18 protein-coding genes, 1 tRNA gene and 1 pseudogene are annotated in these 21,893 nt (G+C 68.7%); 15 read left to right on the top strand and 5 right to left on the bottom strand.

What is annotated here, in order from left to right:
• The 4 genes and pseudogenes from ACOJSN_RS00470 to ACOJSN_RS00455 form a co-directional block, all read left to right on the top strand.
• Positions 1 to 463: pseudogene (locus tag ACOJSN_RS00470) on the top strand (hypothetical protein); the annotation flags it as partial.
• Positions 464 to 564: 101 nt separating this feature from the next.
• Positions 565 to 1,356: a DsbA family protein gene (locus ACOJSN_RS00465; RefSeq protein ID WP_420110541.1), complete on the top strand. Its 792-nt coding sequence runs from the start codon at positions 565 to 567 to the stop codon at positions 1,354 to 1,356.
• Between the two features lie 291 nt (positions 1,357 to 1,647).
• Positions 1,648 to 1,720 (top strand) — tRNA-Thr (locus ACOJSN_RS00460).
• A 281-nt stretch (positions 1,721 to 2,001) separates the two neighbouring features.
• Positions 2,002 to 4,014, top strand: coding sequence for a S9 family peptidase (locus tag ACOJSN_RS00455; RefSeq protein WP_420110540.1), 2,013 nt, complete (start codon positions 2,002 to 2,004; stop codon positions 4,012 to 4,014).
• Positions 4,015 to 4,065: 51 nt separating this feature from the next.
• On the opposite strand, the gene ACOJSN_RS00450 is transcribed toward ACOJSN_RS00455, so the two are convergent.
• The gene (locus ACOJSN_RS00450) at positions 4,066 to 4,641 is read right to left on the bottom strand and encodes a bactofilin family protein (RefSeq protein ID WP_420110539.1); all 576 of its coding nucleotides are present in this window, start codon (positions 4,639 to 4,641) and stop codon (positions 4,066 to 4,068) included.
• Positions 4,642 to 4,763: 122 nt separating this feature from the next.
• Entirely contained in the window at positions 4,764 to 5,483 is a 720-nt protein-coding gene (locus ACOJSN_RS00445) for a GntR family transcriptional regulator (RefSeq protein WP_420110538.1), read from the bottom strand.
• Positions 5,484 to 5,634: 151 nt separating this feature from the next.
• Here ACOJSN_RS00445 and ACOJSN_RS00440 point away from each other — a divergent pair, with 151 nt between their 5' ends.
• From ACOJSN_RS00440 to ACOJSN_RS00400, 9 genes are all read left to right on the top strand, one after another.
• Positions 5,635 to 6,615, top strand: a complete 981-nt coding sequence (locus tag ACOJSN_RS00440) for a dihydrodipicolinate synthase family protein (protein ID WP_420110537.1) — start codon at positions 5,635 to 5,637, stop codon at positions 6,613 to 6,615.
• A 40-nt stretch (positions 6,616 to 6,655) separates the two neighbouring features.
• The gene (locus ACOJSN_RS00435; protein ID WP_420110536.1) at positions 6,656 to 8,665 is read left to right on the top strand and encodes an ABC transporter substrate-binding protein; all 2,010 of its coding nucleotides are present in this window, start codon (positions 6,656 to 6,658) and stop codon (positions 8,663 to 8,665) included.
• 116 nt (positions 8,666 to 8,781) lie between these two features.
• A complete protein-coding gene (locus tag ACOJSN_RS00430) occupies positions 8,782 to 9,780 on the top strand; it encodes an ABC transporter permease (protein WP_420110535.1) in 999 nt (332 codons plus the stop codon).
• A gap of 6 nt (positions 9,781 to 9,786) precedes the next feature.
• Complete coding sequence (locus ACOJSN_RS00425; RefSeq protein WP_420110534.1) at positions 9,787 to 10,995, top strand: ABC transporter permease; 1,209 nt, start codon at positions 9,787 to 9,789, stop codon at positions 10,993 to 10,995.
• Positions 10,973 to 12,112 carry an ABC transporter ATP-binding protein gene (locus ACOJSN_RS00420; RefSeq protein ID WP_420110533.1) on the top strand — a complete coding sequence of 380 codons (1,140 nt, stop codon included), beginning with the start codon at positions 10,973 to 10,975 and terminating at the stop codon, positions 12,110 to 12,112. The genes ACOJSN_RS00425 and ACOJSN_RS00420 overlap by 23 nt, the downstream gene beginning before the upstream one ends.
• A 59-nt stretch (positions 12,113 to 12,171) precedes the next feature.
• Positions 12,172 to 13,203, top strand: coding sequence for an ABC transporter ATP-binding protein (locus ACOJSN_RS00415; RefSeq protein ID WP_420110542.1), 1,032 nt, complete (start codon positions 12,172 to 12,174; stop codon positions 13,201 to 13,203).
• Positions 13,200 to 14,351, top strand: a complete 1,152-nt coding sequence (locus ACOJSN_RS00410; RefSeq protein ID WP_420110532.1) for a sialidase family protein — start codon at positions 13,200 to 13,202, stop codon at positions 14,349 to 14,351. Before ACOJSN_RS00415 ends, ACOJSN_RS00410 begins: the two co-directional genes overlap by 4 nt.
• The gene (locus ACOJSN_RS00405; protein ID WP_420110531.1) at positions 14,348 to 16,339 is read left to right on the top strand and encodes a hypothetical protein; all 1,992 of its coding nucleotides are present in this window, start codon (positions 14,348 to 14,350) and stop codon (positions 16,337 to 16,339) included. The genes ACOJSN_RS00410 and ACOJSN_RS00405 overlap by 4 nt, the downstream gene beginning before the upstream one ends.
• Positions 16,336 to 17,655, top strand: coding sequence for a glycoside hydrolase family 140 protein (locus ACOJSN_RS00400; RefSeq protein ID WP_420110530.1), 1,320 nt, complete (start codon positions 16,336 to 16,338; stop codon positions 17,653 to 17,655). Before ACOJSN_RS00405 ends, ACOJSN_RS00400 begins: the two co-directional genes overlap by 4 nt.
• An 88-nt stretch (positions 17,656 to 17,743) precedes the next feature.
• Here ACOJSN_RS00400 and ACOJSN_RS00395 read toward each other — a convergent pair whose 3' ends face one another.
• A complete protein-coding gene (locus ACOJSN_RS00395; protein WP_420110529.1) occupies positions 17,744 to 18,580 on the bottom strand; it encodes an SGNH/GDSL hydrolase family protein in 837 nt (278 codons plus the stop codon).
• Positions 18,577 to 19,284 (bottom strand): uracil-DNA glycosylase, encoded by a 708-nt coding sequence (locus ACOJSN_RS00390; protein ID WP_420110528.1) that lies wholly within the window; start codon positions 19,282 to 19,284, stop codon positions 18,577 to 18,579. Before ACOJSN_RS00390 ends, ACOJSN_RS00395 begins: the two co-directional genes overlap by 4 nt.
• Before the next feature lie 120 nt (positions 19,285 to 19,404).
• On the opposite strand from ACOJSN_RS00390, the gene ACOJSN_RS00385 reads away from it, so the two are divergent.
• The gene (locus tag ACOJSN_RS00385; RefSeq protein WP_420110527.1) at positions 19,405 to 19,707 is read left to right on the top strand and encodes a DUF3263 domain-containing protein; all 303 of its coding nucleotides are present in this window, start codon (positions 19,405 to 19,407) and stop codon (positions 19,705 to 19,707) included.
• Positions 19,708 to 19,725: 18 nt separating this feature from the next.
• A complete protein-coding gene (locus ACOJSN_RS00380; protein ID WP_420110526.1) occupies positions 19,726 to 20,322 on the top strand; it encodes a LytR C-terminal domain-containing protein in 597 nt (198 codons plus the stop codon).
• Here ACOJSN_RS00380 and ACOJSN_RS00375 read toward each other — a convergent pair.
• A partial coding sequence (locus ACOJSN_RS00375; protein WP_420110525.1) for an Ig-like domain-containing protein occupies positions 20,323 to 21,893 on the bottom strand: 1,571 nt, incomplete at its 5' end.

Raw genomic sequence — 21,893 nt, 5'->3', positions numbered from 1 at the left:
GGTGATGGTGGTCGGCGGTGCTGTCGGCGCCTCGGCCAAGGCGTTGCGGAACCGGCGGCTGCGGCACGGTCTGCGCCGCTCCGACGTGGCGGTCACCTCGCTCGCGAGTCCGGTGCACACCTTGCTGGCGATCCTGCTGGTGATCCCTGGAGCGGTGGTGGGTGTGCTGGGAGGCGGGATCCTGTGGGGACTGCTGTCGCCGTCCGGCGTGGACTCCTTCCTCATGCTCGTGGTGGTCGCGACCACCACCTTGCTGACCTGGTGGACCCCTTCGAGCAGTACCGCCCGCGAGGGTGTCTGGGCGATCCTCGGCGCGGTCGCACCGAGCCGCGGACCGGTGTGGTTGTGGATCATCGTGGGCCTGGCCGTGGCGACCGCGACCGGGGCTGCGGCCCTGTTCGCAGGTCCGGATCCGGTGTGGGCTCCGTTACCTGTGCCGCCGATCCCCAGTTTCGTTTCGTAGACTCTGCCAGCCGGTGAGGTCCTCCGCGGGCCCCGGCCAGGGACCAAACGATCAATCCGCCGTCGACGATCTCGTCGACCAGCAGTGGAAGACGAGTGCGAATGGCTGCGAACGAGCCCCGGAAGTCCAAGGCAGAGCGCCGCGATGCTGCGCGCCGCGAGGCGGAGCGGCTCGCCGCCAAGCAGGCCGCCACCGAGAAGCGCAACCGCCTGATCATCGTGGTGGCCTCGGTGCTGGTGATCGCGCTGGTCGGAGTGGCCGGATTCTTCATCTGGAAGGAGTCCCAGCGCACCCTGCTGACTGAGTTCGAGGGCGCACGCCCGGCGGCTTCCACGGATACCGGCGGAATCACGTTCGGCGCCGATGCGGTGGCCGGCACCACGGTGGAACAAGCCCCTGAGCTCGAGGTGTACCTCGACTTCATGTGCCCGCACTGCGGCACCTTCGAGGCTGTCAACGGTGGCGACATCAAGACCCTGCTGGACGAGGGGGCTGTGACCCTGTCCGTGCACCCGCTGAACTTCCTCGACCGGCAGTCGAGCGAGGGTGACTTCTCGAGTCGGGCTGCGAATGCGCTCGCGACGGTCGCCGACGCTGCTCCCGAGCAGGCGTACGACTTCATGCAGGCGCTCTTCGCCACCCAGCCGGCAGAGGGCGGCGCGGGACTGACCGACGAGGAGATGGGTCAGATCGCCGTCGAGGCAGGGGTGCCGCAGGAGGTCGCTGACACGATCGCTGCCGGCACTTTCCTTGAGTGGGTGACCGTGGCATCGGATCAGGCGCGGAACGACGGTGTGGGAACGACGCCCTCGATCTTCCTCGAGGGCAGTCGCTGGACCGGCGACTGGGCCACGCAGGGCACCCTTCTCCAGGCAGTCCGCGACGCCGCCTGAGGCGTGCCGTAGCGCCAGAAGGCGAGCGCCGTACCGCGGCGTGAGCACGCGAGGCCGCGGTGCTGGTGGCCGATTGCGTCCCGAAGCGTTCGTCGACTTCCTCGACGCCGCGTTCGCGATGCGGCCGATGGCGCCGAGAAGCTCACCGACCCGACCTCGAGTCGCTCGTGTTGAGCAACGGCGTCTCGCGGGCTGTGGCCAACCAGTTCACCGACAACCTCGTCGAGGGCGCACGCGCCGCGACAGTCTCGAGCGCTGGGTAGCATGTGTGGGCTCGGTTTCGCCGGGCATGCCGCCTTGGCGCAATTGGTAGCGCAACGCACTTGTAATGCGTAGGTTGTCGGTTCGAGTCCGACAGGCGGCTCACGGCCCCCAAGCCGGTGCGTGTGTCTAGGTTCCGGGCATGCGCCTCGTGGACGCGGACGTCAGCTGATTCGACGGACTCAGAAGTGTGCTGCGGCGTTCCCTGCCAACAATCCGCCGAGCGCTCCACCATCACGATCGAGTGGCTCAAGACCGGTCAGGGAAAGCCGCACAGCAACCAGGATCGATGCGCGCGGCCAGGCGTACTGACCATGCAACCAAGCGTCGCTCGCACCTCGGGACCGCACAAGCGCGTGCATCAGGGTCCGTAGGCTGGCGACCATGCGTCCTGAGCATCTCTCCCTGTTCCGTCAGCCGGGCCGACCGGGTGTTCACCCCGATGGGTCGTGGGCGGTGGTGCCGATCACGAGGACTGACGTCGACGGCGACCGCTACGTCACGAACCTGTGGCGCCTCGATCTCGCCTCGGGTGAGCTGAGCCAGCTGACCCACGGCACCTCCGACGGCTCACCCGTGATCTCGCCCGACGGGCGGTGGGTCGCGTTCGTGCGCGGCGGCGAGGGCGTCAAGCCGCAGCTCGCGCTGATGCCGACCACCGGCGGAGAACCGCGGCTGCTCACCGACCACGCCAGCGCCGTGGGCGGCCGGCCGGAGTTCTCGCCCGACTCGCGCCGGATCGCCTACACCTCCCGCATCCCCGAGGAGGGGCGCTACGGCACCGACAAGGACGTCGGCCCGGGGGCCGAGGCACCGCGGCTGATCACCGACTTCTCCTACCGGATCGACGGCCTCGGGTTCCGGCTCGACCGGCCGCAGCACGTGTTCGTCATCGACGTGCCGGCACCCGCCGATCCGACCGCCGACGTGCCCACCGACAAGGGCGAGAAGAAGGACGAGGACGACGCCCCGCCGTCGGGCGCGATCGCCGCGACCGGGGTGGCTCCGGTCCAGGTGACCACCGGAGACCTGGGTCACTACGGCCCGGTCTGGCTGAACGAGGGCGAGCTGCTGGTGCGGCGCGACATCGTCGATGAGATGGCCTCGACGCTGCTGCGGGTCACGGTCGAGGCCGGCGCCGAGCCGGTCGAGATCGAGACCCCGGGTGTGGGGCCGGAGGATGTCGCGGTCGGCACTGACGGTGACCTCTATCTCCTGGTCGTCGACTACGGCGAGGACGGCTACGACTTCATCGGCAAGACACCGGCGCTGTACCGGGCACACCTCGGCGAGGCCGGGCTGAGCGACGTCGAGCGCCTCACCGATCCGACCACCGAGCCGCTGACCGGTGCGGTGTTCACCCCGACCCCGCACGGAGTGCTGCTCACCCGCGGCTACCAGGGCACCGTCCAGCTCGTACGCTGGAAGGGCAGCGAGGTCGAGGTGCTGATCGAGGGCGACCGCGAGGTCTACGCGGCCGAGCCCGTGGGAACCGAGGGGGCGGTGCTCGTGGCCAGCAGCGCCGTCGGCAGCCTCGGCGACATCTCCCTCCGGGACGTGAACGGCAACGAGAGGACCCTCACCGACCTCTCCGCGCGGCTGCGCGAGGAGGCCGGCGTGGCCGAGCCCGCCGAGCTGCGCGTGAGCGCAGACGACGGATACCCGATCCACGGGTGGGTCGCGGTGCCCGAGGGTGACGGCCCGCACCCGGTGCTGCTGCTCATCCACGGGGGGCCGTTCGCGGCGTACGAACCGACGTTCTTCGACGAGGTGCAGACCTACACGGGAGCCGGCTACGCGGTGGTGTTCTGCAACCCGCGCGGATCGGGCAGCTACGGGCAGGAGCACGGGCGCTCGATCATCGGCGGCTTCGGTCAGCGCGACGCGGCCGACGTGCTGCAGTTCCTCGAAGGCGCGCTCGCCGAGCGCGCGGACCTCGATGGCGACCGGGTGGGTGTCATGGGCGGCTCCTACGGCGGCTACATGACGGCGTGGCTCACCACCCAGGATCAGCGGTGGGCGGGGGCGATCGTGGAGCGGGGCTTCCTCGACCCGGTCAGCTTCGTCGGGTCCAGCGACATCGGCTGGTTCTTCGGCATCAAGTACCTCGGCGAGGACTCCGAGCTGGTGGCCGCGCAGAGCCCGATGGCTCACATCGAGGCGGTCACCACCCCCACGATGGTGATCCACTCCGAACAGGACTGGCGCTGCCCTGTGGAGCAGGGGCAGCGCTGGTACGTCGGCCTCAAGCGGCAGGGCGTCCCGACCGAGTTCCTGCTGTTCCCGGGTGAGGGGCACGAGCTGTCGCGATCCGGCAACCCGAAGCACCGGATCGCCCGGTTCGAGCACATCCTGCGGTGGTGGGCCACCCACCTCCCGGTCGCCGTGGCGGACTGAGACCGGTGGCGCGGCCCCTCGGGGGTGAGGCCGCGCCACCGGAGATCGGAGTCAGCGGTTGATGCGCGACCCTGTGCCGGACTCCTTGATGTTGCCGTCCACCTTCGCGCCGCGGTAGACGTACAGGTTGCCGGCGCCCGACTCGGCGACGTTGCCGTCGATCCGGGCCGTCCGAGCGAGCGTGAGGTGGCCGTTGCCTGACTCGGTGACGTTGCCGTCGACCTTGCCGCGCACATCGACGGAGCCTCCAGAGCGCTCGGTGACGTTGCCATCGACCTTGCCCGTGCTCGTGATCTCCACATGGCCGGTGCTGTGCTCGTTGACGTTGCCGTCCACCTCGCCTGCGACCCTCACCCCGCCGGTGCCGCTCTCGGTGACGTTGCCATCGACCTCGCCGGTGCGGGTGATGTTGACCGAGCCGCTCCCGGTCTGGGTGACGTTGCCCTCCACGGTGCCGTGGATGGTCACCGTGCCGTTGCGCACCGTGAGGTTGCCATCGATCGTGGTCCCTGCCGGGACGGTGTAGTTGCCGTTGCGAACAACGTCATCTGCCATGGCCGCGCTGGGCAGCGCGACGAGCAGGAGACCGGCGACAGCGCCGGTCGCCAGTGTGCGACGAAGCTTCATCTCGGGACGTCCTCTCGGGAAGCCACCAGGTCCGTCCCGGTGGGCTGAGCCCAGCACACTCGGCGTCAGTGAGACGTCCATGAGCACCCGATGAGACTGCTCTCATCGGTGGTGGTCTGGCCTCAGAGCTGCACAGGCCTCGGACGCGACAGGAACACGATCGTCTGGTCGCGCACGCGCAGGATGTGGTGCTCCAGGGCGGCGCGGGCTGCGTCGTTGTCGCCCGCGTCCAGGGCCTCGACGATCGCGCGATGCTCGGCCACGGCCGTGTCGAGCCGCTCGTGATTGAGGGGTGCCTCGCGCCCGGCCCGCGTGACGTGGATGCTCAGGTCGAGCTCCTCGTGCATCGTGATCAGCCGGGGTAGCCCGGACATCTGCACGAGCATGCGATGGAACCGGCTGTCGTTGTCGCGGAAGGCGATGTACTGCTCGGGGTCGTGCAACGCGGCCTCGGCAAGCTCGCTCGCCTCGGTCACGAGGTTGTGCAGCGACTGCGGCGCTGCGAACGCCTCCTGCTCGGTGTAGCGGCGCAGGCTGTGCGACTCGATCATCAGGCGCAGGTCGAACAACTCGTACAGCGAGGTGGGGGAGGGCACAGCCACCGTGAACCCGACGGCCGAGTCGTAGGAGAGCAGCCCGCGCTCGTGCAGCCTGCTCACCGCGCTGCGCACCGGGGTGCGACTCATGCCGAGGATGCGCGCGAACTCTCGGATCGGGACCGGCTGCCCGGGCTGGGGATGCTCCTGCGTCAGCCAGGTCACGAGTGCCTCGTGGGCCCGGTTCTCCAGCGAGGTCTCCGAGGACGCCACCGTGGGCATCGTGGCGGTCGTCGGCGTCGTCACGTGCGGTCCCTTCGCGGAATGTCGTTCCTCAGAGGATGGTATGCCACCCAGGCGACGTTCTGGTCCGCACCGTCACACGGCATCACCGCCGTCCGGCATAGATATGCATGGGCGCTTGACAATGTGTCAGGTAGCAGGTCTACTACCTGACATGCCACTGGCATTCACATCGACGATGATCCCTTCGGACCGGTTGCGGGGCGTGCTCCCACCGGTCCTTCTCCCGATGACCCCGGACGCCGAGGTGGACTCGGTCTCGCTCTCGCGGCTCGTGTCCTTCCTGCTCGACGGCGGTGTCCACGGCTTGTGGGTCAACGGCACCACGGGCGAGTTCTACGGACTGGAGGGCGAGCTGCGCGCACGTGTCGTGCAGGAGTTCGTCACCGCGGTCGACGGCCGGGTTCCGGTCATCGCCCACGTCGGAGACACCTCGACCCGGCTCGCGGTGCAGCACGCCCGCGCGGCCGTGACCGCGGGAGCCGCGCTGCTGTCGGTGCTGCCGCCCTACTTGGTGGGGTTCACCCAGGGAGAGCTGAAGGGTCACGTCCGCGCAGTCGCCGACGCCGTCCAGCAGCCCGTGCTGGCGTACAACCTGCCGCAGTTCGCCCCGGTCGGCCTGAGCATCGACTCGATCGTGGAGCTCGCAGCCGAGGGTGTGCTGTGCGGAGCGAAGGACAGCAGCTCGGACATGGTGTGGTTCAGGCAGCTGGCACGCGGGCTGCGGGAAGCCGGTGCACCGATGGCGCTGCTGACCGGTGGCTCCAGCGTGGCCGACGTCGGCTACATGCTGGGCGCAGTCGGCTCGGTCAGCTCGCTCGCGAACCTCACCCCACGTCACCTCGTGCGTCAGTACGAGGCAGCCAGGGAGCAAGACTGGGCCCGGGTGCTCACCCTTCAGGAGCAGAGCGAGACGCTCATCAGCCTGCTCCGGCCGCCGGGGGTCGACGTCACTCCCGGTCTCACCATGGCGGCGTACAAGCACCTGCTCGCCGCTGTGGGAGTCATCGATGCCGACGTGGCTGCCGCCCCGCAGTCACCTCTGTCCCCGGAGGCGCGCCAGCACCTCACGGAGCACGCGCTTCCGCTGATGCGCGCACTCGAGAAGGACACCGACACCGCTGTGGCGGTCTGACCACCGATCGACCCGATCGGTCATCCCCCGAAGGAGAACGATGATGTTTCCCCGCACGAACGATCGAGGGCCCGCAACCCTCAGTCGCCGCTCACTGCTGCTCGGAGGCACTGGGCTCGCTGCCGTCACGCTCGCCGGCTGCTCATTCTTCGAGACCGACCCGGCAGGCTCCGGTGGCGGTGGAGACCAGACAGGACCCAAGGGGCCTGAAGCGCCGTCGCTCGCAGCACAGGTCGAGGCCGGTGAGCTGCCGCCGGTGGAGGAGCGCCTGCCCGCCACCCCGATGGTGGTCGAGCCCCACGCTGAGATCGGCCAGTACGGCGGGGTGTGGCGCTCGGTCATGGTGACCGAGGAGGACCGGACCTGGCTCACGCAAGCGATCGGGTACGAGCCGATCATCCGATGGATCCCCGAGTGGACCGGTGCACCCGGCACCGCGGAGATCGTCCCGAACATCGCGGAGAAGTTCGAGGAGCTTGAGGAGGGCCGCGTCTTCCAGTTCACGCTGCGTGAGGGCATGAAGTGGTCCGACGGCGAGCCGTTCACCGCCGAGGACTTCCGCTTCACCTTCGAGGACTACTACCTCAACGACGACCTCAACCCTGGTGGCATCTACGGGCTGTTCACGCACCCGAGCGATCCGGAGAAGCCGGCGGCCTTCGAGAGTGATGGCAACGTCATCCGCTACGTGTTCGATGAGCCGAAGCCCGGGTTCCTCGAGGAGCTCGCAGCCAACCGGCCGCTGGCCCTGCCCAAGCACCACATGGAGCAGTTCCACCCCGACTACAACTCCGACATCGACGCGCTGATCTCCGAGGCGGGCTTCACCGACTGGATGCAGCTGTGGGAGGCGAAGAACGAGCCCTTCACCGACGTTGAGATGCCCACCATCAACGCCTGGATGCTGACCGCTGCGCTGGGCGACGGGTCCTACGTCACGGCCGAGCGCAACCCGTACTACTGGAAGGTCGACCCCGACGGCAGCCAGCTGCCCTACGTCGACACCATCCGGTGCGAGATCGTGCAGGACATCGAGGTGGAGCTGCTCAAGGTCACCAACGGTGAGCTGGACATGCAGATGCGCAACTTCGGCACGATCCGGAACCTCCCGGTCGTGGCCGATGCGCGCGAGCGCGGCGACTACCGCATGTTCACCGTGCTGCCGGCCAGCCCGAACGCCATGGTGATCGGCTTCAACCAGTGCATGGACGATGATCGGCTGCGCTCGATCTACGCCAACAAGGACTTCCGGATCGGGCTCTCGCACGCCATCGACCGGGAGCGGGTCATCGAGACCGTCTACGCCGGTCAGACCAAGCCGTGGCAGGTCGCCCCCCGCGAGGACCACCCGGCCTACCACGAGGAGCTCGCGACCCAGTATCTGGAGTACTCGGTCGACAAGGCCAACGAAGCGCTGGACGCCTCGGGCTACACCGACCGTGACAGCGCCGGCTTCCGCCTCGCCGAGGGCGCGCGCATCACCATCACCGTGCTGGTGCCCTCCTCGTTCCCCGACCACATCGATGCGTTCGAGCTCATCAAGCAGGACTGGGCCGCCGTCGGCGTGGACACGAACGTGACCGTCTTGGCCGAGACGCTCTACTGGGAGCGGGTCGAGGCCAACCTGGCTGAGGCCTCGACCTGGACCGGTGGCAACTTCGAGATCCGCGCGAGCCAGGGGTCGAACCACTACTACCTGCCCTCGAACCCGCGCGGCGCCTCCCGCTACGGCAACAAGTGGGCGCTCTGGTACCGGGGGCAGAGCTCCGAAGAGCCGCCCGCCGAGGTCAAGCGGCAGCTCGAGCTGTTCGACCAGATGCGCAACACCTACGACGCCGACGAGGCCACGGCGCTGGCGCTCGAGGTCCTGGAGATCACGAAGGACCAGTTCTATTACATCGGTGTCTGCACCGAGGCGGACAGCTACGGAGTGGTGCGCAACGACTTCGCCACCAACGTGCCCGAAGAGATGGCGGGCTCAAACGGCTACCAGCCGCCGGGGCCGACCAACCCGGAGCAGTACTTCTTCGCCACCGCTACGGACGACTGAGCTTCGTCACCGCCGTGCAAGCGGCGCGCACGAGGCGCGCCGCTGCACGGCACCCGGGGCCTGCCACCTGCACCCCGGCCCGACTGCCGCACTCGATCGATCGGAGGGACCCCGTCATGGGCAGATACATGCTTCGGCGCGTCGGCCTCATGCTCGTCACCCTGCTCGCGATCTCGTTCGTGACGTTCTGGATCATCCAGCTGCCACCAGGCGACTACGTCTCGACGATGGTCGCGGAGGCAGAGTCGCGCGGCGAGGTCATCAGCCCAGAACGCATCGCAGCGCTCCGCGCCCGCTACGGCTTGGACGATCCCTTCATCGTTCAGTACTGGGACTGGATCAGCAACATCGTCTTCCGCGGTGACTTCGGCGACTCCTTCGCCTGGAACCGACCCGTCTCGACCCTCATCTGGGACCGGGTGGGGCTCTCGTTCTTCCTCTCCGTCAGCACGCTGCTGATGGTCTGGGCGATCTCCTTCCCGATCGGTATCTACTCCGCCGTGAAGCAGTACTCGCCCGGCGACTACGTGGCGACGTTCTTCGGCTTCGTCGGCATGGCCGTGCCGGAGTTCATGCTGGCGCTGGTGTTCATGTGGATCGGGGTCAAGTACTTCGGTCAGAGCGCGGGAGGGTTGTTCTCACCCGAGTACGTCGACGCCGCGTGGAACCTGGGCAAGGTCATGGACCTCGCGTCCCACCTGTGGCTGCCTGTGCTCATCATCGGTATCTCCGGGACCGCCGGACTGATCCGCATCACCCGAGCCAACCTGCTCGACGAGCTCTACAAGCCGTACGTGATCACCGCACGGGCCAAGGGCCTGCCGGAGTGGAAGCTGCTACTGAAGTACCCGGTGCGGATGTCGCTCAGCCCGTTCTTCAGCACCGTCGGCTGGCTGCTTCCGGGGCTGATCAGCGGCGAGACGATCATCTCGATCGTGCTCAGCCTGCCCACCACGGGACCGTTGCTGTACGGCGCCACGCTCAGTCAGGACATGTACCTGGTCGGCAGCTTCATCTTGATCCTCAGCGCGCTCACAGTCGTCGGGACGTTGCTCAGCGACCTCGCGCTCGCGTGGTGGGACCCCCGCATCCGACGCAGCTACCAGGGGAGTTGACCGACAGTGCAAGAACTCGAGAACGAGCTCGGTGGAGCCGGTGGCGGGGCTGCCTCGGCGTTGGACGAGCGACCGGCACCCGACCCGACGCCGGAGGGTGCCGCGCCGCGCAAGGTCCGCCGAAGGAAGGGTGACGCCGCGCGCGGAACCTCCTCGCAGTGGAGCCTGATCTGGAAGCGGTTCAAGCGGCACAAGATCGCCTACGTCTCGGTCTGGGTGGTCGTGGCGATCTACCTGGTCGTCGCGTTCGCGGAGGTGCTGGCGCCCAGTACGCCCACGCATCAGAACGCGACCTACGCGTACGCGCCACCGCAGCAGCTGCACGTGTACCACGAGACCGAGGGCTGGGGCCTGTACGTCCACGGATTCACGGTGGAGCGCAACGAGGAGACGTTCGCCAACGAGTTCGAGATCGACGAGAGCCAATACATCCCCGTCGGCCTGTTCCAGGAAGGCGAGGAGTACAAGATGTGGGGGCTGTTCACCATGAACACCCACCTCATCGCCGCCGAGGATCCGGAGGACCCGTTCTACCTCTGGGGTGCCGACCGCGCCGGCCGCGACCTGCTCACCCGCGTGATCTACGGCTCTCGCGTGTCGCTGTCGATCGGCCTCGTGGGTGTCGCGATCAGCCTGATCCTCGGTGTGGCTCTCGGAGGCATCTCCGGCTACTACGGCGGCAAACCCGACACGATCATCCAGCGCCTCATCGAGTTCCTGATGTCGATCCCGACGCTGCCGCTGTGGTTGGCGTTATCGGCGGCGATACCGACGTCGTGGGGGCCGTTACAACGCTACTTCGCGATCACGGCGATCCTGTCGGTACTGGGCTGGACCGGCATGGCCAGACAGGTGCGAGGCAAATTCCTCTCGCTCCGCAACGAGGACTTCATCACGGCGGCACAGCTGGACGGGGTGAGCAAGCCCCGGATCATCTCCCGGCACATGGTGCCCTCGTTCTCGAGCCACCTCATCGCCTCGCTCACGATGTCGGTGCCCGGCATGATCCTCGGCGAGACCTCGCTGAGCTTCCTCGGTCTCGGACTGCAGTCGCCGGCGGTCAGTTGGGGCGTGCTGCTGCAGGATGCTCAGAACATCCGCACCATCGAGACGGCGCCGTGGCTGATGCTCCCCGGCCTCGCGCTGTTCATCACTGTCCTTGCCATGAACTTCGTCGGAGATGGATTGCGTGATGCCGCAGACCCGTACAAGTGAGCCCGCGGCGCGGCGCCAGATTGCCGCGCACGAACCGAACGTCCTCGACGTCCGCGAGCTGCGCACCGAGTTCCAGCTCGAGGACGGCGTGGTCGGTGCCGTCGAGGGAGTCACCCTCAAGGTCCGCCGCGGCGAGACCCTCGCCGTGGTCGGTGAGTCGGGCTGCGGCAAGAGCGTCATGGCGCGTTCGATCCTTCAGCTCGTGGACCGCCCCGGCAAGATCGTCGGCGGTCAGGTGTGGGTGCCGATCCCGCCGATCGACCCCGAGACCGCCAAACGTCGCCGCGGCCTGTTCTCCCGCAAGAAGCCGATCACGGTCCCGAAGGCCACCGGACCTGATGCGCCCGAGGGGATGGTGGATCTGCTCGCCAGCGAGCCAGAGATCCTCCGCGCGGTGCGTGGCAAGCGGATCTCGATGGTGTTCCAGGAACCGATGACCTCGTTGTCGGCGGTGCACAAGGTCGGCGACCAGATCGCCGAGACGATCCTGCTGCACGAGCCGGTCACCAAGGAGCAGGCGCGCGAGCGCGCGATCGAGCTCCTGCGCCGCGTGGGGATCGCTGCACCGGAGAAGCGCGTGGACGCCTACCCGTTCGAGCTGTCCGGGGGGATGCGCCAGCGCGTGATGATCGCGATGGCTCTGGCGTGCGATCCGGAGCTGCTCATCGCAGACGAACCGACCACGGCCCTCGATGTGACCACGCAGGCGCAGATCCTGGAGCTGCTGAAGTCGCTGCGCGACGAGCTCGGCATGGCGATCATGATCATCACCCACGACCTCGGCGTCGCCGCGCAGCTCGCCGACTCGATCGCGGTGATGTACCTGGGCAACGTGGTCGAGTACGGCGACCTCGCTGAGGTATTCCGCCACCCCAAGCACCCGTACACCAAGGCGCTGCTCGCATCCGTGCCCAAGCTCGGCGCGAGCCGTGGCAAGCGGCTCGACCCGGTGCGGGGCATGGTGCCGCACCCGTTCGCGCGGCCGAGCGGCTGCACGTTCCGCGACCGCTGCGACTTCGCCGAGCCGGGTCGCTGCGACGTGGCCCCGCCACCACTGATCACCGACCGAGACGGCCATGAGGTCCGATGCGTGCTCTACGAGGAGGACGAACAGTGAACACGTCAGAACCAACTCCGGACTCAGCGCCCGAGACCACCGCGAGCTCCGCCGTCGAGATGGAGCCAGGGGTGCTCCTGGAGACCAGGAAGCTCTCGAAGGAGTTCCCGATCACCAAGGGTGCCTGGGGGAAGCAGGTCGGTGCAGTCAAGGCGGTCAGCAACGTCGATCTGACGATCAAGCATGGCCAGTCGGTGGGTCTCGTGGGCGAGTCCGGATGCGGCAAGAGCACGCTCGGCCGCACGATCCTGCGGGCGTACGAGCCGACGTCGGGGGAGATTCTCTACCGTCGCCCGAACGGCGAGATCGTCGACCTCGCACCGCTGTCCGACAAGCAGCTCAAGCCGTATCGCCGCGACATCCGGATGGTGTTCCAGGACCCGTTCTCCTCCCTGAACCCCCGCATGACGCTCGCCGACATCATCGGCGAGCCGCTGCGGGTCAACAAGGTGCTGCCCGAGGCGGCGGTGGAGGGCAGGGTCGTCGAGCTGCTGAGGAAGGTGGGGCTGCGGCCGGAGTACCTGCACCGGTATCCGAACGCCTTCAGCGGTGGCGAGCGGCAGCGGGTGGGGCTCGCGCGAGCGCTCGCGCTCGACCCCCGTGTGGTGGTGGCGGATGAAGCCGTCAGCGCACTCGACGTCTCGGTGCGCGCGCAGATTCTCAACCTGATGAAGGATCTGCAGGAGGAGGAAGACCTCACCTACCTGTTCATCTCGCACGACCTCGGCATGGTCGAGTACATGGCCGATGAGGTCGTGGTGATGTACGTGGGCCACATCGTGGAGAGCGGGCCCACCGAGGAGATGTACGACCGCCCCCTTCACCCGTACACAGAAGCGTTGCTGTCCGCCGTGCCCAACCCGGACCCGAACGCGGCGGACCAGCGGGAGCGGATCGTGCTGAAGGGTGAGGTGGCCGACCCCACCGACGTGCCCTCCGGCTGCCCGTTCCGGACTCGCTGTGCGTACGTTCAGGAACGCTGCGCTGCCGAGGTGCCCGCGCTCAGGGAGGTCTCCTCCGGGCGCCGGGTGGCCTGCCACTTCGCCGAGGAGCTGGAGCTGCGCGGGCTCTCGGAGCTGGGAGCCGCATGAGCGGCGCCATCCGAAACGACAAGGAGAACAACGACGTGGACGCTCGATTCACCGGCCGACTGGAGCCTGTGGCGACCGACCCGGCTCAGCAGGCCGCGCTGCTGCCGGTGCTGCACCCGCGGGACAGCCACGCGGCCACGCTTGTCGAGACCACCGGCGGTGACCTGGTGTGCGCGTGGTTCAACGGGCCGAAGGAGGGCGACCGGGAGACGAACATCGTCGTCTCCCGCCTCCCGGCCGGCAGCGACACGTGGACCACACCGGACCTCGTCGCGGCCGATCCGGACAGGTCGGAGCAGAACCCCGTGCTGTTCCGGGTACCCAGCGGCCAGCTCTGGCTGATGCACACCTCGAACGAGCCGCACCGGCGCCCGACGGCGCACATCGTCAAGCGCACGTCCGACGACGGCGGCGTCACCTGGTCCGAGCCCGAGATCTTGTTCGTGGGGCTGGGTCTGTACCTCCGTATGCCGCCCGTGTTCATGCCCGATGGTTCGTGGGTGCTGCCGACCTATCAGGTCGAGGACGGCATCGAGTACAGCGCCGCGGTGATCACCACCGACGAGGGCGCGACCTGGGACATCCGGCGCGTACCCGGCAGCCGCGACCGCGTGCAGATGAGCATCTCGCCGCTCGCCGATGGCAGTCTGCTCGCCTACTACCGTTCGCGCGCGGCCGATCGGATCTACGCCAGCACCTCGACCGATCTCGGCCGCACCTGGACCGAGCCGGTCAAGACCGTGCTGCCGAACAACAACTCCTCGCTGCAGCAGATCACGCTGGCCGATGGCCGACTGGTGGTGATCTTCAACGACGCCACGCTCGAGCGCGACCAGTTCCGGTTCGTGCCCGCCGGTGACGGCTGGCGCAAGAAGGCGGTCCGTACGCCGTTGACTCTCGCGATGTCCTCTGACGGCGGTCAGACCTGGCCGCACTGGCGCAACCTTCAGCTCGCCGACATCGAGTACAAGGACCGCGAGGTCGGCTACTCCTACCCGACCGTGTTGCAGACCTCGGATGGGATGCTGCAGGTCGCGTACTCGTACTTGCGCAAGACGATCCGGCACGTGTGCATCGCCCCTGAGTGGATCATGCAGGACTCCGGCGAGCTGGAGATCGACACCACCGAGGACGTGACCACGGCGTGACATCACCGCTGTCGGTCGGGGCCGCTGACCTCGACCGGATGCTCGTGGCCTCGGTCGGCCGGCCGTGGCGCGAGGTCGTGCCCGGGCTCACCCGGGTGGAGATCGACGACGGCGGAGCGGGGCTCCGTATCAAGGGTCGAGTGGGGCCTGTGCTCGTGCAGGTGGAGGTGCGCGAGGTCGAGGACCGGACCGAGCTGAACCTGGTCTGGAGCAATCCCGGCAGCGAGCGGATCGACGATCTCGTCGTGGGGCTCGCTGTCCCGGGGCCTGAGCGGGCACGCGTGACGATCCCGCAGGTGATCTACCACGACAACCCCTCGGCCGCTCCGGACCGGATCGTGCCGCATGTGAGCCGCGGCGGGTTCGTGACCGAGGTGCACCGGCTGCCGATACCGGCCGTGTGCCTGCAGGGCGAGGATGGCGCCACGCTCACGCTGGTGACCGTGCCGGATCCGGACGAGGACCCGCAGGGTCGGGTGCGGTACGGCTCGCTCGGCGCGGTGACCGAGGGCGGCAGCTCCCGCGCGCTGGCGCTGAGCGGCGTCACGCTGTTCGACGGCGCCCCGGATGTCACGTACGTCGACAAGGCACGCACCACGCCGAGCCGGGAGGGGTACCGCAGCCTGGAACCCGGCGCGAGCATCCGACAGCGCTTCGTGCTGGTGTCTGGGTGGGCGCCGGTGGGACACGGGTTTCGCGAGGTAGCCCGGGTGGGGCGCGAGATGTTCGGTAAGGGAGGCGACGCCGTCATCCCTGGTCCGCACGAGGCCGATCAGCACATCGAGCTGCGGCTCGCGGCGCTGGACGCGCGTGCCTTCACCGAGGGCGACGTGGCCGGCTACCAGAAGTTCCCTGCGTGGGGCATGCCCCGCACGCACGGGGCGAACCGACCAGCGGTCGACTTCCTGTACGGCTGGACCGGCCAGTGCTTGCGGCTCGCCTGGTGCGAGGCGTGGGTGGGGCTGGAGCGCGGCGAGGAGGAGCGCCTCGAGCGCGCGCATGCGGTGGTGGAGTTCTACGTCAACGGGTCCGGGACAGCGGTGCCGGGCATGCGTCACAACTCCTATGTGCACGATGACCGGCGCTGGCACGGGCAGCGCCTCTATGGCCGCGAGATCATCTCCGCGCGGGCGCACGGCGAGACGATGTCCGATCTCGCCGACCTCGTGCGGCTCTACCGCCGTTTCGAGAAGGCAGCGCCGCAGGTGTGGCTGGTCGCGCTGCGCGAGGCGGCCGAGTTCATCGCGGCGACCACCCTGCCCAGCGGCATCCCGCCGCTCGGCTGGACCGCCGCGGGAGAGCCCGCCGACGATCTCGAGTGCGCGGCGGGAATTCCGGCCGCGCACAGCGTGGCCAAGGCTGCGGCCGTGCTCGGCGACGACCGGCTGCTCGGTCGTGCCGTCGAGATGGCGCAGGCCTACCACGGCATCTACGGCGGCACCTTCGACCGGCCGTTCGCCCGCTCCACGCTTGACGCCGCGTGCGAGGACAAGGAGGGAGGTCTCGCCTACCTCGAGCTGCTGATGACGATGCACGAGGTGACCGGCAATGCCGAGTACCTGCAGCGGGCACTCGTGACGGCGGACTGGCTGCTCACGTGGGTCTATCACTGGAACCCGGTCCAGGATCGGGGCGCTTCGCTGCGCGAGCGCGGCTTCAGCGCGATCGGTTGGCCGGGGGTCAGCGTGCAGAACCATCACCTCGACGTGTTCTTCCCGAGCCACGACCTGCTCCGCCTCGGGATCCGCACCGGAGACGAGCGGCTGCAGCGATGGGCACGGACGATCGTCGGCGCGATGAGCCAGGGGATCTGCACGGCGCCCGGTGAGTGGGAGTTCGACGTGGTGGGCGAACAGGCGGAGGCCTTCTACGTGACCAACTGGCAGCATCGAGGCTTCAGCAACACCTGGAACCCCTCGTGGGTGATCGCGCACCCGCTGTGGCAGCTTCTCGAGATCGCGAACACGGACAAGGAGACGGTGGCATGAAGCCCTGGCAGCACGGTCGGCTCGAGGTGGCTCAAGGTGGCCACTACTTCCAGCACACCGACGGCACGCCGTTCTTCTGGCAGGCGGACACCGCGTGGCTGGTGCTGAGCCGGCTCACGCTGGAGGAGGCGGCTGAACTCTTCGCGGACCGGCGGGCGAAAGGCTTCAACGTGGTGCAGGTGATGGTGATCCACAGTCTGCAGACCACCACGCTCGCCGGGCGAGCACCCTTCATCGACGGCGACCTCACCCGGCCGGACGACGGCAGCGGCTCGCAGCCCTCCTTCTGGGAGCACCTCGATGCTGTGCTCGACCTCGCGGACGATGCCGGCCTCTACCTCGCGCTCGTGCCGATCTGGGGGAGCAACGTCAAGAACGGGCAGCACCCTGCCGAGCACGTAGAGACGTATGCGGGGTGGCTCGCGCGCCGCTACCGGCGGCACCCGAACATCATCTGGCTCAACGGCGGGGACGTGCACGGCACCAGCCAGATGGAGGCGTGGCAGCGCGCCGGCGCCGCGCTGCGCACCGCAGACCCGACGAGACTGATCACGTTCCACCCGTTCGGGCGGTGCCAGTCATCGACCTGGTTCCACGAGGCACACTGGCTGGACTTCAACATGGTCCAGTCCGGGCACCGCGACTACGAGCAGGTGTGGGAGGAGGACCCGACGGGGTGGAAGGGTCCCGACACCTGGAGGTACGTCGAGCAGGACTACCAGCGCTGGCCCGCCAAGCCGACCGTCGACGGCGAGCCCTGCTACGAGGATCTGCCGCGTGGTCTGCACGACCCCGTGCACGGGTACTGGGGTCACGACGACTCACGCCGGTTCGCCTACTGGGCCGTGTTCGCCGGTGCGGCCGGCCACACCTACGGCCACAACGCCGTGATCCAGGTGTACAAGCCCGAGCACAAGCCCGCCTACGGCACCACGATGACCTGGCGAGAGGGCATGGCCGCCTCCGGTTCGAACGACCTGCAGCACCTGCACCGGCTGCTGCTGTCCTACCCGTATGTCGATCGGATCCCCGACCAGACCGTGATCGTGGGTGACCCGGGGTTCCAGAAGGACCGGCTGGTCGTGACCCGGGGATCCGACTACCTGTTCGCATACCGCTTCACGGGCCGCCCGTATGAGCTCCGTAGCGGCGTGCTGCCCGGCGAGACGCTGCGGGTGCGGTGGATGGACCCGATCACGGGTGAGATCACGACGGCTGGGACGATCGCGAACGACGGCACGCTCGCCTTCGCCCCGCCGGTTGGCGCCGCCGGCAACACCGACACGGTCCTCATCCTCGACGCCCAGGGTTCCTGACTCCAGGCCTCCGGCATCCCGGTACCCGATTTCACTGACGAAACGTCATGTGACGTTTCGTCAGTGAAGTCGGGTGGGTGACGTTTCGTCAGTGAAATCGGGTACCGGGGAGGTGAGAGGCGGGGAGGTGGGACGCGGGGGCGGGGGTGAGATCGGGGCGCTTGGGGGAGCGGCCGTCGCCGGTGGAGGTGCCGCGGATGCCGCGGCCGACCCAGGGGAGCACGTCGCGCCGGAGCCAGGTGCCGTGGGCACGGAGCCGCGCCAGGGCAGCGGCGTCGTCGGCGGTGGGGAGCGGCTCCTGCCAGTCGGGGTCGTCCGGCTCCAGCCCGAGGCCGGTGAGCGCGGACTGAGCGAGGCGGTGATGGCCCTCGGGCGAGAGGTGGATCCGGTCCGGCGCCCACATCCGGTAGTCCTGCAGCGCACGCAGTCCCCACTGGTCCAGCACGAAGCAGTCGTGGCGGCGGGCGATGGCGCCGATGTGGGCGCTGTACATGGCCATGCGCGGCCGGATCGCCGCCAGCAGCGGGCCACCGAGGCGGGTGTCCATGCAGGTGGCGAGCAGCACGTCGCACCCGAGCCCACGGGCACGCACGACAGCCTCCTCGAGCATCTCGGCGAGCTGGTCCGGGTCGGCGCCGAGCCGGAGCACATCGATCCCGCCGCCGACGATCGAGATCAGGTCCGGACGCATCGCCAGCGCGGGAGGCAGCTGCTCGGCGATGATCCGCGTCAGCCGCCGCCCACGGATGGCGAGATTCGCGTAACGCAACGGAGCCTCACCTGCCTCGCTCCGCCGTCGGGACATCGAACCAGCCAGCCGGTCCGCCCAACCGGACAGATCCTCGAGATCCCGGCCACGGGGATCCCACAGACCCTCGGTGAACGAATCCCCGATCGCGACGTAGGAGCCCCAGCGGGGCGTCACGGCAGGCGCCAATCCACGGGTGCGGCGCTCTGCTGGGCGAGAAGCTCGTTCGCGCGCGAGAACGGGCGTGAACCGAAGAAGCCTCCGTGCGCCGAGAGCGGCGACGGGTGCGGGGAGGCGATCACGGGCACGTCTCCGAGCGCGGGTTGCAGCGACTGCGCGTCCCGACCCCACAGGATCGCCACGAGTGGGGTGCCGCGGGCCACCAGTGCGGCGATCGCCGTGTCCGTGACCTTCTCCCACCCCTTGCCGCGGTGCGAGGCGGGCTTGCCGGGCCGGACCGTGAGCGAACGGTTGAGGAGCAGCACGCCGGCGTCGGCCCACGGACTGAGGTCGCCCGTGCTCGGGCGCGGCAGGCCGAGATCGTCGACGAGCTCCGTGTAGATGTTGGCGAGCGAGCGTGGGATCGGAGTGACATCGGGCTGCACGGAGAAGCTCAGCCCCATCGCGTGCCCCGGCGTGGGGTACGGGTCCTGGCCCACGATCAGCACGCGCACGTCGGCGAGCGGGCGGGTGAACGCGCGGAGCACGTCGGCGCCGGCGGGCAGGTATCCGCGGCCGGCGGCGATCTCCGCGCGGAGGAACTCGCCCATCGCGTGCACGGTCGGTTCGACGCTCGCGAGCGCGGCAGCCCACCCCGGATCGACCAGATCGGTGAGCGGGCGGGCCTGCGGTGGCGGCGTCGTCGGCGGAGTCGTGGTCACACCGACAGCCTGTCACGCGCACACGGACGCGCGACACGCACGGCCCGACACGCACCGAATGACAACCATGTCGTTTTGCCCGTACGATGCCAGGAACGCGATCGCACGAGGAGGACAACGATGGCGGCAGCACCCGTAGCGCACGAGATCATCGCACCTGCCGAGCAGACCGCTGGGCTCAGCGAGCGGGATGCCAAGATCCTCGAGTTCGAGCGGCAGTGGTGGAAGTTCGCCGGCGCCAAGGAGACCGCGATTCGCGAGCTCTTCGACCTCAACGCCACGCGGTATTACCAGATCCTCAACTCGCTGATCGACACCCCTGAGGCGCTCGCCGCCGAGCCGATGCTCGTCAAGCGACTCCGCCGCATGCGCAGTGCACGTCAGCGCGAGCGCTCGGCACGCCGCCTCGGCTCGGACCTGTAGGGACGTTAACCTTCGCACGTGAGCAGGGACGACTACCCGTACCCCGAGGACGAGTTCGACACCCTCGGGGCGGACCGCACGCCCCAGGGCGTACACCGGGCTCCGCTGTCCCGGTGGCGCAAGCTCCTGCCGTTCATCATCGTGCTGGTCCTCGCGCCCACGTTGGCGTTCGTGGCGGTGCGTGCCCTCTCGGGCGGTGACGGCGAGGACCCGCCCACCACGGCGGGCGAGACCACAGCCGAACCCACCACAGACGCCGAGCCCACCGACGAGCCGACCTCGGAGGATGAGCCCACCGAGGAGGAGACCACCGAGGAGCCGGCCGCGGACCTCGACTACACCATCCAGGTGTGGGTGCTCAACGGATCCGGTGTGAGCGGGCTCGCCGCCGACACCGTCGAGGTGCTCATCGCTGACGGCTGGGAGGGCGCCAACGCCGCCGATTACAGCCGGCCGCAGCCCTCGGGTACCACGCTGTTCTACGACAACGCCGACCAGGCCGAGGAGGCCGCCGCTGTGGGCGACCTCCTCGGGATCACGAACCTGGTGGAGAACTCCTCAGCCGCTGCCGGGGACATCGTCATCGTGCTGCGTGCCGGGTTCGAGGTGCCCTGATCAGGCGCTGATCCGCACGTTGTGGAACGTGGCGGTGGCGTAGTTCGCGATGGCGTTGCCCTCCTTGTTGGCGTCGACCACCAGCCCGACGTAGATCTCGTCGCCCATCGGGATCCGCTCGTAACCGATCCGCGTCCACTGCAGCGAGTCTTCGCTGAGGTGTGCCTCGAACTCCAGGCCGCGCCGGACCAGCCGGATCCATTGAGGCTCGATGTCCAGCACCTCGTCCGCCTCGTAGGGGTAGGAGCCGATGCTCGGCCCGGGCCCGTGCGACTGGATGCGCGTCACGTGTCCCTTGAGCCCGTCGCCGGCCACCTGCAGCCCGCCGGCGAAGTAGCGAGCGTTCTCCTCGAGGCTCTCACGGAACATGAACCCTGCGAAGATGCCGTCCCACGGTCGGGTGACCTCGTCGATCCGGCCGATGATCTCCACCACGTCGTTCGGGCCGGCGGTGATCGGCTGGTGCAGGAACTGGAAGGCGTCCGTGCGGCCCATGATCTTGCCTGACCCGGTGATCGTGATGTCGCCGGAGACGCTGTCGCGGAACGCAGCACCCGCCAACGGCGCGTCACCGACGTCCTGCGAGGTCCACGGGCCCACGTCGGAGGTGCGTGCCACGTGCAGCGGCGCCGCCGTGGCGTGGGTCTTGGCACCCTGGCTGTCGACGGCGAGCGCCGAGAGGTACCAGGTGCCCACCGGTGCCGACCACGTGACCTCGTACGGCGGTGCGCTCACCTCGGCGATCATCGTGTCGTCGGCGAAGAACTGCACACCGGCGATCTGTTCACCGTCGATCGCCGAGGGCTCGGCGGAGACCGTGACCGTCTGTTCCGTCGCCCCGCCGGAGAGCACGGTGTCGGCTTCCGGGCTCGCCATCGTGACGGTCGGGTAGCCGCGCACGTTCGGGGTGATCGTCTCGAGGTAGATCTCGAGGTTGCTGAAGCCGCCCTCGCCGATCGCCTGCCCGTCGGATGCGTCATTCTGGTCGAGACCGTTGGCGCGCTCCCAGACATCGGGGATGCCGTCGTGGTCCTTGTCGCGCGGCGCCTCGCCGTCGTCGAGCACTGGGTAGCCGCCCACCTCGGACTGGCTGTTGATCAGCCGGCCGGTGCCGTTGCGCACCTCGGAGAGCAGTCGCGCGTCGACCGAGTCGTAACGCGGCAGCGATGCACCCACGTTGGCCAGCACGTACTCGTACGCCTCCTCGGCCGACATCGTGCTCGGCAGCGGTTGCGTCATCGTGGCAGGCTCGTCGAGCAGGTTGATGCCGCCGCCGCCCACGTTGGTGACGCCGCCGCCTTGGGGGGTCAGCGACGGATCGGCCGCCTGGCCCACGATCTGGTAGCCGATGCCCAGCGTGTTGTCCGCGGTGACGTCCGGGTGGCCCTCGATCGCGTTGGCCGTGACGTACCAGGAGCCGCCGCGGTAGGGCTCGATCACATGCGGTGCGATGTGCGGCAGCGTGGCCGGCCCGGGCTTGTAGTAGTTGCCCACCACGTTGATGCCCTCGCACCACTCGGCTCCGTACAGCGAGCTGTAGCCGTGGTTGTAGACGACGTTGTTGCGATGGT

It is taken from the genome of Pseudactinotalea sp., from assembly GCF_048594945.1.
Classification (GTDB): domain Bacteria; phylum Actinomycetota; class Actinomycetes; order Actinomycetales; family Beutenbergiaceae; genus Pseudactinotalea.
Note: the sequence above shows the minus strand (reverse complement) of the source record. Positions and strands in the feature narration are given on the sequence as shown.